The sequence below is a fragment of the Candidatus Eisenbacteria bacterium genome, assembly GCA_016235265.1.
In the GTDB taxonomy this organism is placed as follows: Bacteria; Eisenbacteria; RBG-16-71-46; order RBG-16-71-46; family JACRLI01; genus JACRLI01.
Map to the genome: position 1 here is coordinate 434,638 of JACRLI010000015.1, position 15,158 is coordinate 449,795.

Below are 15,158 nucleotides of genomic sequence, written 5' to 3' on the forward strand. Positions count from 1 at the left end.
CGCCCACGCCCCGGAGGACGTGGAACCCAGGAGGAAGGAGCGCACCACGTGAGTTCGTACGCTCTGCGCCGGGAACTCGACATGGGCTTCGACGAAGCCCTGGCCAAGCTGCCCGAAGCGCTCAAGTCCGAGGGATTCGGGGTGCTCACCGAGATTGACGTGCAGAAGACGCTGAAGGACAAGCTCGACGTCGCCTTCCGGCGCTACCGCATCGTGGGCGCCTGCAACCCGCCGCTGGCCCACCGGGCGCTGCAGGCGGAGCTGGAGATCGGGCTGATGCTCCCCTGCAACCTGGTGGTGTACGAAGGGGCCGACGGCAAGTCGGTGGTGGCGGCCATGGATCCGGTCAGGACGTTGGCGTCCATCGGGTTGCCCGCCCTCGCCCCCATCGCCGAGGAGGTCCGGGCCCGCCTGGGCCGGGTCCTGGAGCGGCTGGGGTAGATTCGACCCCAGCCTCCCGCCGACACCAGCCGGGCCGGTTCTGGCTCTAAGACGTTGGGACGTGGGGGCACGTCCCGGTACAGGAAGTGGACGCAGCCGGGCGACGAGCTGTTCGCTCCAATCTCCCATGTCGCGGGAGGCGTCGGGCTTGACGCCTCCAGGCTGTGTCCGCGGGATTCCGGCCGGGAGCCGGGATCCAGGCCATGGAAGCGCGGGGGGCGCGGTGGGTCCGCGCTCCCCGTTGCTGTTGCCGGCCGTGCCGGCGCCGTCCGACGGGTGTCCCCGCGGCCTCACCCTCCGCTTCCGCCTTGCCACCCCCCGAGACCGGGTGGTATTTTGCCTCTCCGGTTCATCCCCGTCGTTCTCCAATTCCGTGGCATCGATTGAGGTATTCCGGTTGCTCCCCGCACGGCGCGACACGGGCGAGGCCGCCCATGTTGGCCCGCGCAAACGAACGAGGAGTCGGCATGATCGAATTCGGCGCAGGCAACCTCCGGGTCCCGAAATGGAGCCGGCCCGTCTACATGGTCGCTTACGGCACGTCGGACTACCGCAAGCGCTACCCGGAGAAGAAGCTCGAAGAGCTGGCCATGATGGCCTTCCGGATGATGCTCGAGGACAACGACCTCAAGATGGACCCTCTGGCCGTGAAGGGGCTGATCAACTTCTGCTCCTACGGCGAGTTCGCCGACCACTTCCAGGACCAGCTGCTGTGCGAGGCCAAGGTGCACGACTACCTCGGCCTCAACCTGCTGCCCAATTTCGGGATCAAGACCGGCGGCGCCACCGGCGGCTACGCCATGCTGGCCGGGGCCAACACCGTGGCCAGCGGCTACAGCGACTGCACGCTGGTCCTGGGCTGGGAGCGCATGGACGAGGTCAAGACCTGGACCGGAAACTTCTACATCGCCAGCGCGGCGTGCAAGGACTTCGAGACGCGGCTGGCGCGCAACTACGCCAGCTACTACGCGCCCATGGCCCGCCGTTTCCAGGAGATGTACGGCGTCTCGGAGGAGGTGCGCGCCGAGATCGCGGTGAAGAACCGCGGCTACGCGCGGATGTCCCCGTACGCCCAGCAGTCCGGCAAGCACACGGTCAAGGAGGTGCTTGCGGGCGAGATCGTTTCCGACCCGCTGCGCTTCCTCGAATGCTGCGCCATGAGCGTGGGCTCCGCCTCCGTGTTGCTGTGTTCCGAGGAGCTGGCATTCAAGCTCTCGGACCACCCCGTGAAGCTCTTCACCTGCGGCGGCACCGACACGCTGCGGACCGGCGACCGGCGACCGATGCGCATCCCGCTCCTGCCCAACGAGACCGAGAAGGACTATGAGTGGCTGTACCGGGAGATGGAGGCGCACGACGGCCGCTGGCCCGGATTCGAGAGCTTCGGCGCCACCCGCTTCGCCGCCTACATGGCCTACCGGATGGCCGGCGTGAAGGACCCGCTCGAGGATCTCGACCTGGTCGAGACCCACGACGCGTTCACCATCTCCGACCTGCAGACCTACGGGGACGTGGGGCTGACACTGTACGGGAAGGAGCAGGACTTCATCACCTCCGGCGAGTGCTACCTCCACAACCCCAGGACCGGCAAGCAGGGCAAGTGCCCCGCGAACCTCTCCGGTGGGCTGCTGGGCACCATGCACGCCGTGGGCGCGACCGGCATCTTCCAGTGCGGGGAAGTGATGTGGCAGCTCCAGGGCAAGTACGACAAGTTCCACGGCGACCCGAAGCTGTGGCAGAGGTATGGCAAGGAGAAGCCGGAGGATTGGGAGAGCCTGCAGGTGCAGAACCCGCGCCGCGGGCTGGCCATCTCCCACGCCGGCGTCGGCAGTCACGTGACCTGTGCGGTCCTCGAAAAGGCCTGGTAGGAGGCGACGATGAGCGAGAGAGTGACGCTGAAGACCAGCCCCTCGAAGATCGACGTCGTCGGGGACGCCTGGGTCCTGCACTTCCCCCGCTTCGGCGAGGAAGGCACGCATTTCCACACCTACGGGCTGATCACCCCGTACTTCAAGGGGCTCACCGAGGGCAAGCTGAGGGCCACCCGGTGCGTGAACCCCAAGTGCCCGGTGTACAAGGGCAACGGGGACATGTGGCTGCCGCCCCGGGCCGACTGCCCCGACTGTCACCAGCCGATGCAGTGGACCGAGATCCAGAAGCCCGAGGGGTACATCTACACGTACACCTACGTGGAGCGCGGCGGCACGGGCCTGGAGATCGAGACGCCGTATTACCAGATTGACGTCAAGATCGCCGGCGTGGCGACCATCGTGAAGAGCTACCTGGCCGACCGGAAGCCGATCAAGATCGGCGACAAGGTGCGCGCGAAGTTCCGCACCGGCAAGGACGCGACTCACACTTGCCTGGACCTGTACTTCGAGCTGATCTAGGGCAGGCAGTCCTGCCTGCCTGAGACGTCAGGGGGACGGCCGCCGGCCGTCCCCCTGGTCGTACCGGACTCCGCTCGACATCCTCGGAGACCTCTTCCCTGAACCCGGCCGGGCGTGAGCCCCCGCCCCCGCCGCTACCGCTTCGGCCGCAGCGGCCGGTCCACCGGATCCAGCGCGCCGATCGGGCCGCGCGGGCCGGCGGCGGGCCCGCCGCGCCTCGGGTGCAGGTCGCCGCGCACGTAGTCCGCCAGCTTCGGGTCGGCCTCGAGCTGCTCCACCGAGCCGGCGATGTCGAGGGTGTCCTCGGCGTAGAAGAAGTTGAACGGGCGGTTGTTCCAGCCCAGGTTGTCGCGCAGCACCGGGAAGCCGAACGCGCCGCTGGCGAATCCCCCGCCGCGGAAGTCCGAGGTGTTGCCCAGGAGCAGGTTGCGCTCCACGGTGGGCTCGCTCTCCAGCACGAACATGGCCCCGCCCCACTGGACCGAGTGGTTTTCCACCAGCGTGTTGCGGAACACCTTCACCTCGGTGAGCCGCCCCACGCACAGTCCCCCGCCCCAGCCCGCGAAATTGGTGCGGAAGATATTGCGTTCCACCACCCCCACGGCGCGCTCCACGTACAGCCCGCCCCCGTACTGCGAGCAGCGGTTGCGCACGAACTCGTTGCCCACCACGCGGGCGTGACCGCGCACGTACAGCCCGCCGCCGCGCACGGCCATGTTGTCCTCGAACCGATTGTCCTCGATGGACACGTACCCGCCGAAGATCGCCACCGCCCCGCCCACCGCGTTGCGGCCGGGCAGGCGGTTGGCCCGGAAGACATTTCGCCGGATGACCACGTTGGACTCGTCGCACAGGATGGCCCCGCCCCCGGCGAGGCCCCGCCCGAGGATGCCGGTGGCGCCGCCGCCCAGGAACGTGAAGCCCTCGATGGTCACCAGGGTGTCGGCCGCCCGCACCAGGAGGATGCTGCCGGTGCCGTCGCCCTGGATCACGGTGCGCGCGGCGCCGGCGCGGCTGCGGAGCGTCACGCCGGAGGGGATCTCGAGGCGCTCCCGGTAGTTCCCCGGCTCCACCAGCACCACGTCGCCGGCGCGCGCCCGCTCCAGCGCGTCCTGGATCGGCAGGTGCCCGGGCCCCTGCGGCCGCACCACGATCTCGGCGGCTCCGGCGGCCCCGGCGGCCAGGAGCGCCGCGGAGGCCAGCAGGGCCGTGGTGACGAAGGGACCGCGAACACGCCCGCCGGGGCGGGCCGGAACCGCGGGGGGTGTCGCGCCAACGCGCGCCGCCGCGCGCCGGGGTGGCCACAGGGTCATCACGTTCACACTCCTGGCGGGCGCCTGCGGTGCCAGTCGGTCGCGGCCTGGAACGCGGCTCCCAGCTCCAGCAGCGTGGCTTCCGAGAGCGGCGCGCCGAGCAGCGAAAGCGACGTGGGCAGGCCCTTCTCGCCGAAGCCGTTGGGCACGGCCAGCGCCGGCAGCCCGCACAGGTTGCCCGCCGGGATCAGCGCGGGCCCTCCCCCGACACCCGGGTAGACCTTCTCGAACTCCACGCCCACGGGATAGGCGACGGTCTGACGCGTGGGGGCGGCCACCGCGTCGAAGCGCTCGAACAGCGCGGCGGCCGCGCGGCGCATCGGACCCCGCAGGCGCATGCTGTGCAGGTAGTCCACCGCCGGGATCAGCGTGGAGGGCAGCCCGCCGGTGCGGTCCTTCACGCAGCGCAATTCGGCCGCGCGACCGCTTTCGACCAGTTCCAGGAACGCGGAGGCGCCCTCCGAGCCCACGATGACCGATACCGCGGGCCCCCACGGGAAGTCGGGCCAGTCCACGTCCAGGGTGACGTCCGCGAACTTCCTCAGCACCTCAAGCGAGGCCTCGACGTTGGCACGCACCTCCGCGCGCGCTCCGGGGGCGCGGCGCGACCCCGGGGTGCGCGCCCCGCTTGGGGCGGGACTGCCGGGCTCCCGATGCGAGTAGGTCCCGCGCAGCGAACTGGGGTCCAGCGGATCGTGCCCGGCGAGCGCGGCCAGCACCAGCCCGCAGTCGTCCGCGGACCGGGCCATGGGGCCCAGCTTGTCCAGGGTCCAGCTCAGCGCCATCGCGCCGTGGCGGCTCACCCGGCCATAGGTGGGGCGCAGGCCGCTCACGCCGGAAAAGGCGGCGGGCGTTAGAATGGAGCCCGAGGTCTCCGAGCCGATGGCGAAGACCGCCAGTCCGGCGGCGACCGCCGCCGCCGGCCCGCTGGACGAGCCGCCGCTCCAGAAATTGCGGTTCCAGGGGGTGCGCCCCGGGCCGGTCCACGAGGCGTCGGCGGTGTTGTAGCCCAGCCCGCCGGCCAGTTCCACCATGGCCAGCTTGGCCACGAGAATGGCCCCGGCCTCACGCAGGCGGATCACCGCGGTGGCGTCGTAGTCGAATACCTGGTCCCGGTAGGGCTGCGCGCCCCACGTGGTGGGCACCCCGCGGGTGGCCAGCAGGTCCTTCACCCCGTAGGGGATCCCGTGCAATGGACCGCGGTAGCGCCGCGCGGAGATCTCCCGTTCCGCAGCGGCGGCTTCGCGCAGCGCGGACTCCTCCATCAGCGTGGCCACCGCGCCCAGCCCGGGGCCGTGCTCCTTGAGCCGCTCGAGGCAGGCCCGGGTCAGTTCCACCGGGGACAACTTGCGGGCGCGCAGCAGCGCGCCCAGCTCGCGCACCGACTTGAAGCACAGCTCCGAGGTGGTCATCGCGTCGGCCCCCTCACGGCCACTGCGTGGCGCGGAAGACGAAGTCGGGCTCGTCCGCGTTCTTCAGCGGCGACTTGCGGAGGCGCTCGCCCAGGCGGGCCACGCGCTCGATGTCGGGAGCCATCGCGGCCAGCTGCTCATCGGTGACCTGCTTGCCGTAGCGGTTCTTCAGCAGCTGCGTGAGCGGGGCGAGGTCGGGGTGGGGCGGGGCCGCCGGCGCGGCCGGGGCGGCGGGCGCCGCCGGTGGCGTCGGAGCCGGCTGCCCGGGCGCGGGGGCCGGGGACTGGGCCAGGGCCCGGCCGGCCCACGCCGCCAGCGGCAGGACCGGGATCCACGCCAGCGCCTTGAGGAAGCCGCGGCGGTGGAAGTCGGGATTCAGGGGTGCCATTCGGGTCCTCCTGGGTGAATCCGGGCGGCGCGGGATCGCGCCCGGGAAACTGGAATGTATCGCCTCGGAGGCCCGGTGTGCCAGACACAATCCGGGGCGTGCCGCGCGATCCGCGCCGCATCGGGGCGCATCGGGGCGCACTTGACCCCGGCGCGCGGCACCGCTAGCTTCGGGGCTCACCCACGGAGGAGGTCCCCGAATGATTCGCCGCCTGTTCAGCCACGGCGAGGAGTACTTCGAGTTGTTCGAACGCGCCGCCGCCCACGTGGTGTCCGGCGCCCGTTCGCTGGTGGAGCTCATCGAGGCCCGGACGCCGCAGTCGGAGATGGTGGGGGCGGTGCTCAAGATCAAGGACATCGAGCACGCCTGCGACGACGTCACCCACCAGACGCTGGCCCGCCTCAACAAGACCTTCATCACCCCGCTGGACCGCGAGGACATCCACCTGCTCATCACCGAGCTGGACGACATCCTGGACCTGATCGACGAGGCCGCGGGGCGGCTGGCCATCTACCGCGTGGACCTGTCGGTCCGGCACACCGTGCGCGCGGCGGAAATCGCCCGCATCCTGCTGCGCACCACCGAGAAAGTGGAGACCGCGGTCCGCCAGTTGCGCACGCTCAAGCGCCCGGAGACGATCCTGGCAGCGTGCGTGGAGGTGAACAACCTCGAGGATGAGGCGGACGAGGCGTTCCGGCTGGCCCTCTCCGAGCTGTTCGCGCGCGAGACCGACCCCATCGTGATCATGGTCTGGAAGGAGCTGTACGAGAAACTCGAGGCGGCCGTGGACGATTGCGAAGACCTGGCCAACCTCCTCGAGGGGATCGTCATCAAGCACGCCTGATGACACTCACCCTGCTGGTGGTCCTGGTGGTGATCGCCGCGCTGGCGTTCGACTTCTCGAACGGCTGGCACGACTGCGCCAACGCGGTGGCCACGGTGATCTCCACGCGAGTGCTCACCCCCGCCGCGGCGATCATGCTGGCCGCCACGCTGAATTTCCTCGGCGCGCTGGCGGGCCAGGCGGTGGCCAAGACCATCATGAAGGGCATCGTGGACGTGAAGGCCCTGCACCTCACGGGCCAGGCGGTGCAGTTCGCGCCGCTGGTGCTGACCCTCTCCGCGGTGCTCTCCGCCATCGTGTGGAACATCCTGACCGTGCGCCGCGGGCTGCCCGCCTCCTCCTCGCACGCCATCATGGGCGGGCTCATCGGGGCCTCGGTGGCCTATGCCGGCGGGCTCACGGCGCTGCACGGGCCGGGCATCGAGAAGGTGCTCCTGTTCATGCTCCTGGCGCCGCTCTTCGGATTCCTGGGCGGGTTCGTGGTGATGGCGGCCCTCTCGCTGCTCATCCGCGACCGCGCACCCAGCCGGGTGAACCGCTGGTTCGGCTTGCTGCAGCTGGGCTCGGTCTCGTTCATGGCCTTCTCGCACGGGCAGAACGACGCCCAGAAGGCCATGGGCATCATCACGCTCGCGCTGGCGGGGGTGGGAATGTCGCAGGGCGGGCACATCCCGACCTGGGTGGTGCTGGCGTGCGCCACCGCGATGGCGCTGGGCACCGCCGCGGGCGGCATGCGCGTGATCCGGACCCTGGGGGTGGGCCTGCTGAAGCTCCAGCCGGTGCATGGATTCGCCGCCGAGACCGCCGCCGCCACGGTGCTGATGTTCACCGCGCACTCGGGGCTGCCGGTGTCCACCACGCAGGTGATCACCGCCTCGATCATGGGGGTGGGCTCCACCCGCCGACTCTCCGCGGTCCGCTGGGGCCTGGGCCGCAAGATCGCCTACGCCTGGCTGCTCACGTTCCCCTTCACCATCCTGGCCTCCGGGCTGATCTGTCTGGCGCTCACGGCGCTGCTGATCCGGGGCTAGGCGCGCGGGCGGCCGCCGCAGCCGCGCACCGACCCGGGGGCCTCCCCCGGGTGGCGCGTCCGGTCGCACCCCCGGTCGCACGCCCGGTCGTGCGCGTGGCGCGCGCGTGGCGTGCGCGTTCCCGGACGGCGCGGAATGTGGCATACTTGTGGGACCCCCTCTCCCGCCCTGGCCCGCACCCACTCTGTCGGGAGATCACCCGTTGCCCCGAGCCCTGGTCCGCACCCTTTCCGCTCTCGCACTCGTCCTCACCTGGCTCGGCTGGAGCGGGGCATCCGCGCGCGCCGCGCAGCCGGGGCTGGACCCGGAGGAAGTCCGCCTCGCGAGCCGGGCCGGCCGCGGGACGGGCGCGGACAGCCGCGCGCCGGGCCCGCGCGGGGTGGGTTCTCCCCCCGTGGGGATCGCCCCCCAGGTCTACGAGCAGGCTGCCGGCACCGGCGGGCTGCACACCGCGGGCAACGTCTGGCTCCACGTGGACAACACCAATCTCTCCCCGGGCAACGCCTGGTTCGACCGGGGCCTGAACCGCGATCCGGGGGCGCAGTGGCCGGGACCATCGAAGGCCGAGTACCTCTACTACTCCAGCCTGTGGGTGGCCGCGAAGGACGACCAGGGCGCGCGCCGCGTGGACGACTCCGACGAGTTGCGCGGGGACCTGGCCGAATCCGCCCGGACCCTCCACGCCTACGCCGGCATGCGCGGAGGGCGCCGCGGCGAGGATGACGACGCAGACACCCGCGTGGACGAGGACTTCCTCAACGGCAGCGACGACGACGGCGACGGGCGCGTGGACGAGGACTTCGGCGCCGTCTCCCCCGACATGTTCGCCACCGAGATGACCGACCACACGCCGCAGGCGATGGAGGACGGAAGCTACACCGAGACGCACGTCCCGCTGGGCCTGCGCGTGCGCCGCACCTCGTTCGCCTGGCCCACCGCCGGGGCCAGCGACTTCGTGGGGCTGCACTACGAGATCACCAACGTGACGCGGGTGCTGGACGGCCGCGGGCACGCCCTGGACTCGGTCTTCGTGGGCATGTACTGGCGGCCCACCGCCGGCCCCCGAGGGGGCACCGCGGCCACCTCCGACGACCACGTGGGCTGGCTCGAGATCGGCGCCGACGGGGCCAGCCTTCCCGACACCTCGTTCAAGCTGCCCTCCCTGCTGCCGCAGTTCTCCGTGGCGCGGGCGCCGCTTTCGATCATCCACGCCTCGCACGCCGACTCGGTGATGCACGTCTTCTGGTGCGCCGACGACGACGGCGACGGCGGGGACACCCCCGGCGCCGGCGCGCTGGTGCTGCTGGGCGCGACGAAGTACCCGAGGCTGGGGTTCAAGGCCGCGATCACCCCCGACGACGTGAGCGGGGACACCTATGGCATCGCCCCCCGGGCCACCCGCGTGAATTCCTTCCGGCTGTTCTACCCGTCGATCCCCTATGACCAGGGCGGGCGCCCGGTCACCGACGCGGAGCGCTGGGACGCGATGACCGAGGCGTCCCGCCAGCTGCGTGCCTTCCCCGCCCCCACCGCCACCGGGAGCTACCGGGCGCTGTTCTCGACCGGCCCTTTCCTGGCCCTGCCCGCCGACAGCAGTATCGAGTTCGACGTCGCGGTGTGCGTGGGACGCGCCGACTACGACCTGTCGGTGCCGATGCCCCGCACCTGGGACGACCGCGCCGGGTTCCGCCGCAAGATGGGCGACCTCATCCCGAAGACCGAGTTCGATCCCCACCCGCAGAGCCTGCTGGAGGCCTGCCAGGAGGCCTGGAAGGTGCGGCGCGGCCGCTACAAGGCCAACACGCAGTACAACAAGATCACCTACTTCCCGCCCGAGCAGCCCTCCGCCTCGACCTCCTGCCGCAACCCTGGCTCGGACCCCTCCAGCCTGAGCTACCGGAACGCGGGCCAGCGCGGCCGGGAGGTGTGCGTGATGGGTGAGCGGGGCCGCACCATCGAGTACTTCGACTGCCGCGACGTCAACGACGAGATCGGCGTGAACTACCGCCGGCTCGACCCGTTCAAGTGCACCTGGTTCGACCTCGATTGCGACATGGCCACCGGCACGTGCGACTCGCCGGTGGGCGCGAACTACACCGGCAACCACCTGGTGGACCAGGAGACCTGGAACGCGAGCCTCCCGCCGGTCCTGCCCCGGCTGCGGACCGTGGCTGGCGACCGGAGTGTCGAGGTGCTGTGGGACGACCTCGCCGAGCAGGTGCCCAACCCGGTCACCGGCATGCGGGACTTCGTGGGTTACAGGTTGTACCGCGCCGCGGGATGGAAGCGCGACGCCGCCACGGGCGTGATCGGGCCCAACACCGACCTGTGGCAGCTGGTGGGCTGGTGGGCCACCGAGGGGTCCGTGGGCCAGGCGGCGCCCCTGGATTCGGCGCGCAATCCCGCGTTTCCGGAGGATCGCTACGACTCCACCGCGGTGTGTCCGGTGCCCGGCTGCCGCGCCCACCCGGTGGGCTACTACCACTTCGTGGACCGCGACGTGGCCAACGGATTCCGGTACTTCTACGCGGTCACCGCCTACAGCGAGACCCGCTCCGACATGCTGGGCCCCGAGGCGGGCAAGGTATCACGCGGGGAGACGGCGCTGGCCGCGGTGGAATCCACGGTGGTGAGCGCGCGCACCGACTGCGCGGGCGACCCGCGGGGCGTGAAGGTGGTGCCCAACCCCTACCGATTCCGGGCCGCGTGGGACCTGCGGCCCAGTTCCGACGACCCCACGGGCACGCACGTGAACTTCAACCACCTGCCCTGCGGCCGCTTTACGCTCAGCATCTACACCGCGGCGGGCGACCTGGTGCAGCGCTTTCACGAGACCGACACGCGGCGCTCCGGCACGGTGGAGTGGAACCTGGTCTCCCGCAACGGCCAGGACGTGCGCGGAGGCATCTACGTGTACGCGGTCGAATCCGGGTCGGGAAGTTTCGTCGGCCGGTTCACGGTGATCCGGTGATCGCGCCGGCGAGCCTGCGGGTGGCGGCGGCCACGCTGGCCCTCGGGGTGCTCACCCTGGCGGGCTGCGGAAGGCAGCTGGAGGGGGTGGCGCTGCCCAACCGCGCACCCGTGGTGCGCATCACCGAGGGTGAGGTGCTGGGCACGCCCGACGGCTCCGATCTCTCGCCCTACACCGTGAGCTTCCGCTGGACGGGATTCGATCCCGACGGCGCCGTCGAACACTACGCCTACGCCACGAGCGCCGCGGACACCGCCCTGGAGCGGCGCGACCGCTGGGGCGTCACCCGCCTCGGCTCGGTGCGGCTGCGCTACCGCGCCGACAGCGCGTACGCGGCGCTCGGCGACAGCTCACGCCGCAAGTTCACCTTCGCCCGCGCGCAGGGTTTCTTCGTCCGTGCCGTGGACGACGCCGGGATGATGTCGGCCTGGGAAGCGCGGATGTTCACCGCCTACGACATCGCGCCCACCACCGTGATCCGCTCGCCCATCAGCATCAACCGGCCGGCCAAGGTGGGACCCAGCACCGTCCTCCACTGGGACGGCGAGGACCTGGACGCAACCACTGAAGGCAGGCGACCGGCGCGCTACCACCTCTTCGTGCGCGACATCACGCCACCGCCGGTGGCCCTGTTCCAGTCGGACGTGGACCAGATGGCCCGCATCACCCTGCTCACGCGCGGCTTCTGCGTGGGGGGCGACACCACCAGCTGGCCGCTGGTCCTGGAGGTGGGCCACACTTACTGCGCCATCGTGCGGGCGGTGGACGAGGCCGGCGCCGAGGAGCCCCTGCCCACGCTGGAGCGGGACCCGCCCGGGGAAGTGCGCATCCTGCAGGCCAACGCGGCGCGCCTGGGGGTGAACATGTCCATCTTCACCGTGCAGGCCAGCACCTCAAAACCCAATCTGACGGTTCGGGCGGGCTCCGCCACGCGGTCCTTCCTGGGCTACGACCCCAACCAGGCGTTGAGCGTGCAGGTGCCGGCGGGCGCGGGCTTCCTGGTGTCATGGACCGCGAGCGCTGCGGACTACGGCGGGCAGGTCCTGGGCTACAGCTACGCGCTGGACATCGACGATCCCACCGCCGACCGGCCGGTCATCACGCAGCCGGGCGGCTTCGCATGGGGCCCGGTGGATCCCCGGGCCACGATCTTCGTGTTCCCGTCGAGCACCCCGCCCGGGCAGCACAGGCTGTTCATCAAGACGCTGGACGAGGCGGGCGCAACCACCATCGCCGCGGTGCTGGTGGAGGTGGTGGCGCCGCGCTTCGATCGCGCGGTGCTCTATATCATGGACTCCCCCGACATGGTCAGCGGCGCCGGCGTGGGCACGGCGATGACGGTCGAGGAGAACGTGGCCTTCTGGAGGGACATCCTCGAGTCGGGGCGCACCTTCCTGGACACCCGGGAGGATCCCGCGGGGCGCTGCCGGCCGGTGGCGGGGGCCGACTCGTTCATCGTCAACCGGCCCAATCTGTTCCGCAACATCCCCTACTCGGTACTGGCGCGCTACCGGGCGATCGTATGGTACGTCCCGCAGGGGCGGGTGCTCGCCCCCACCGATTACATCCTCCACCAGTACGCCGCCAGCGGCGGCTACAACAACCTGGTGGCCTACCTGCAGTCCGGCGGGCACGTGTGGGGCTTCGGGGGCGGATTCGGCAAGGCGCTGGAGACGCTCGGCACGCCGTCCTACCCGGTCAACGCCGGCCGGGAAACCTCGGTCGGCAGCCTGGTGTACGACCTGCTGGGCATCCGCGGGTCGTGCACGCTGTTCCCGACGCAGAACAACTCGGTCAATCCGAACACCCATCCGGAGCGCGACCCGCGGATGGAGTCCCTTGAACCGCACCCGGTCTCCTTTAGCCGCGCCACCGCGCGGGGCACGGAACCCTCGCGAATCCCGATGCTCTCCTTCGACGCCGGCCGCTACGACACCATGCCCCTGACGCGCTACGACACGCGCTACCAGAGCCTGCCCTACAGCGGCGCCAACGAGTGCCTGGACGGCCAGCCGCAGTCCTACCAGCCTGCCCGCCCCGATTCCTCGCCGTGGCAGCCGATCGCCATCTACCGGCCGCGGGGCCGACAGGCCACCGCCAGCATCGCGGGACTCTCCCCCCCGGTGCCCCTGGACGGAACCGTGGTCGGCTGGTACCACCGGGGGACCAGCCTGTCCTCCACCGCGGGCGCCCTGTCCGCGCCCTTCGAGCTGTACTTCTTCGGTGTGGACCTCGCGCTGATGCACCGAGAGGAGGTGCGCCGGCTCGCGGACGTGCTGCTGTCCACCAAGGGCTGGGACATCCATCCCGGCGGGTGTCCCGGCAGGCCCTCAAAGACGCCGGGCAGGCATGAGTGAATGCCTGCCCGGCGTCCATGTCTGCCGGGCGCCGGCGGACATGAGTGCCGGTCCTACTTCTGGTCCCAGAGCTGTTCCATTTCCGTGAGCAACCGGTCGAAGAGCCGGCAGGTGGCCTCGATCGGCGCCGGCGTGGTCATGTCGACCCCGGCCTTCCTCAGCACCTCGATCGGGTACTCGCTGCTGCCGGCCTTCAGGAAGCCCAGGTAACGGTCCACCGCGGGCTGTCCCTCGTTCAGGACCTTCTCCGAGAGCGCCGTGGCCGCGGCGTAGCTGGTGGCGTACTGGTACACGTAGAAGCTGCGGTAGAAGTGCGGGATCCGGCTCCACTCGTAGTCCGCCAGCGGGTCGAGGTGCAGGTCCGGGCCGTAGTAGCGCTGGAACAGTTCGCGGTACAACTTGTTCATCGCCTCGGCCGTGAGCGGCTTGCCCGCCTCGGACATCTCGTGGGTGCGCATCTCGAACTCGGCGAAGAGCGTCTGGCGGTAGAAGGTGGTGCGGATCTGCTCCAGGTAGTGGTTGAGCAGGAACAGCCGCTGCTGCCGGTCCATGGGCTGCTTCAGCAGGTAATTGATGAGGATGGCCTCGTTGCCGGTGGACGCCACCTCCGCCACGAACAGGGAGTAGCCCGAGTAGGCGAACGGCTGCGTCTTCCAGGTGTAGTAGGAATGCATCGAGTGACCCATCTCGTGGGCCAGCGTGAACTCGTCCTCCAGGGTGTTGTTGTAGTTCAGCAGCACGTAGGGATGCACCGTGGGCGTGCCGCTGCTGTAGGCGCCGCTGCGCTTGCCCTGGTTTTCGTACACGTCGATCCAGCCGGAGTCGAGCCCCTTCCGGAAGTCCGCCAGGTACTGCTCCCCGAGCGGCTTGAGGCCCGCCAGCACCTCCTCGCGCGCCCGCGCGAAGGGCACGTCCACCTTGGCGGCGGGCACCAGCGGCGTGTAGAGGTCATACACGTTCAGGGTGTCCAGGTGCATCCACTTCTTGCGCAGCGCCGCGTAGCGGTGCAGCGGGGCCAGGTTGGCGTTCACGGTGCGGACCAGGTTCTGGTACACCGCCACCGGGATGTTCCCCCGGTCCACCGAGGCCTCCAGCGCGCTCCCGTACTTCCGGGCGCGGGAATAGAAGATGTCGCGCTTCACGTTGGCGTTCATGCACGCGCCCAGCGTGTTGTTGAAGGAGGCATAGGTGCCGTTCACGGCGCGGAATGCGTCGCGGCGGACGCGCCGGTCGGGGGATTCCAGGAACCCCAGGAAGCGCCCCTTGGTGACGTCCACCTCCTTGCCGGAGGCGTCCTTGATGCTGCCGTACTTCAGGTCCGCGTCATTGAACGCGCCGAAGATCTGACCCGAGGCCCCCGACATCTCGCCCGCCTGTGCCAGCAGTCGCTCCAGGTCCTCGGACAGCGTGTGCCCGCGGGTGCGCTCCAGGTCCGCCAGCTTCTGGCGGTAGACCGCCAGATTCGTCGCCGAAGGATCGGACAGGAACTGCTCCAGCCTGGCGGGTTCCACGGCCAGGATTTCCGGGTCCATGTACGCGGTGGCCGCGCGCAGCTTCGAGCCCAGCCCGCTCATGCGGTCGCCCATCCCCTGGTACTTGGGCACGCGGGTGTCCTCGTCGCGCCGCATGGAGGCGTACACCCCCAGACGCGACCCGAGGATGCCCAGGGAATCCTGCATCCGCAGCCCCGCCAGCAGCGATGCCCCGGACGTGCCCAGCGTGCCCTTGAGAGCCGCCACCCGCGGCAGCATGGCCTCGAGCTGCCTGAAACCCGCGTCCCAGGCCTCGTCATTCGGGTAGATGTCCTCGAGGTGCCACTTGTGGGCAGGATCGATCTCGGACCGCATCGGGACCTTCGAGGCCCCCTGGGCGGCGGCCAGGAGGGGAAGCAGGACAGCCAGGAGGACGGCGGAAACCAGGATTCGTTTCATGGCGACCTTCCATGTGGGTGGGTACGCGGCCGGGCGGGCAGGTCGCGCGCCGGGCGGGGATCGCTGTGCACCGGGGTTCA

General features: G+C 70.4%; 11 protein-coding genes. 7 read left to right on the forward strand and 4 right to left on the reverse strand.

Annotated elements, in window-relative coordinates; genetic code table 11:
- The first annotated feature begins 81 nt into the window (after nucleotides 1-81).
- The 3 genes from HZB25_10000 (at nucleotide 82) to HZB25_10010 (ending at nucleotide 2,831) form a co-directional block, all read left to right on the forward strand.
- Nucleotides 82-441, forward strand: a complete 360-nt coding sequence (locus tag HZB25_10000; protein MBI5837566.1) for a DUF302 domain-containing protein — start codon at nucleotides 82-84, stop codon at nucleotides 439-441.
- Between the two features lie 467 nt (nucleotides 442-908).
- Nucleotides 909-2,309: a thiolase domain-containing protein gene (locus HZB25_10005; GenBank protein MBI5837567.1), complete on the forward strand. Its 1,401-nt coding sequence runs from the start codon at nucleotides 909-911 to the stop codon at nucleotides 2,307-2,309.
- 9 nt (nucleotides 2,310-2,318) lie between these two features.
- Entirely contained in the window at nucleotides 2,319-2,831 is a 513-nt protein-coding gene (locus tag HZB25_10010) for a hypothetical protein (protein MBI5837568.1), read from the forward strand.
- Between the two features lie 134 nt (nucleotides 2,832-2,965).
- On the opposite strand, the gene HZB25_10015 is transcribed toward HZB25_10010, so the two are convergent.
- Genes HZB25_10015 through HZB25_10025 form a run of 3 tightly spaced genes read right to left on the reverse strand, consistent with a single transcriptional unit; the run spans nucleotide 2,966 to nucleotide 5,944 of the window.
- Nucleotides 2,966-4,147, reverse strand: a complete 1,182-nt coding sequence (locus HZB25_10015) for a right-handed parallel beta-helix repeat-containing protein (protein MBI5837569.1) — start codon at nucleotides 4,145-4,147, stop codon at nucleotides 2,966-2,968.
- 2 nt (nucleotides 4,148-4,149) lie between these two features.
- Nucleotides 4,150-5,556 (reverse strand): amidase, encoded by a 1,407-nt coding sequence (locus HZB25_10020; GenBank protein MBI5837570.1) that lies wholly within the window; start codon nucleotides 5,554-5,556, stop codon nucleotides 4,150-4,152.
- 13 nt (nucleotides 5,557-5,569) lie between these two features.
- Nucleotides 5,570-5,944 (reverse strand): hypothetical protein, encoded by a 375-nt coding sequence (locus HZB25_10025; GenBank protein MBI5837571.1) that lies wholly within the window; start codon nucleotides 5,942-5,944, stop codon nucleotides 5,570-5,572.
- Between the two features lie 199 nt (nucleotides 5,945-6,143).
- Here HZB25_10025 and HZB25_10030 point away from each other — a divergent pair, with 199 nt between their 5' ends.
- From HZB25_10030 to HZB25_10045, 4 genes are all read left to right on the forward strand, one after another.
- The gene (locus tag HZB25_10030; GenBank protein ID MBI5837572.1) at nucleotides 6,144-6,788 is read left to right on the forward strand and encodes a DUF47 domain-containing protein; all 645 of its coding nucleotides are present in this window, start codon (nucleotides 6,144-6,146) and stop codon (nucleotides 6,786-6,788) included.
- Nucleotides 6,788-7,819 carry an inorganic phosphate transporter gene (locus HZB25_10035; GenBank protein MBI5837573.1) on the forward strand — a complete coding sequence of 344 codons (1,032 nt, stop codon included), beginning with the start codon at nucleotides 6,788-6,790 and terminating at the stop codon, nucleotides 7,817-7,819. Before HZB25_10030 ends, HZB25_10035 begins: the two co-directional genes overlap by 1 nt.
- Nucleotides 7,820-8,021: 202 nt before the next feature.
- Nucleotides 8,022-10,790: a hypothetical protein gene (locus HZB25_10040; GenBank protein MBI5837574.1), complete on the forward strand. Its 2,769-nt coding sequence runs from the start codon at nucleotides 8,022-8,024 to the stop codon at nucleotides 10,788-10,790.
- The gene (locus HZB25_10045) at nucleotides 10,787-13,147 is read left to right on the forward strand and encodes a hypothetical protein (GenBank protein MBI5837575.1); all 2,361 of its coding nucleotides are present in this window, start codon (nucleotides 10,787-10,789) and stop codon (nucleotides 13,145-13,147) included. Before HZB25_10040 ends, HZB25_10045 begins: the two co-directional genes overlap by 4 nt.
- A gap of 53 nt (nucleotides 13,148-13,200) precedes the next feature.
- Here HZB25_10045 and pepF read toward each other — a convergent pair whose 3' ends face one another.
- A complete protein-coding gene (gene pepF / locus HZB25_10050) occupies nucleotides 13,201-15,078 on the reverse strand; it encodes an oligoendopeptidase F (GenBank protein ID MBI5837576.1) in 1,878 nt (625 codons plus the stop codon).
- Nucleotides 15,079-15,158 lie beyond the last annotated feature (80 nt).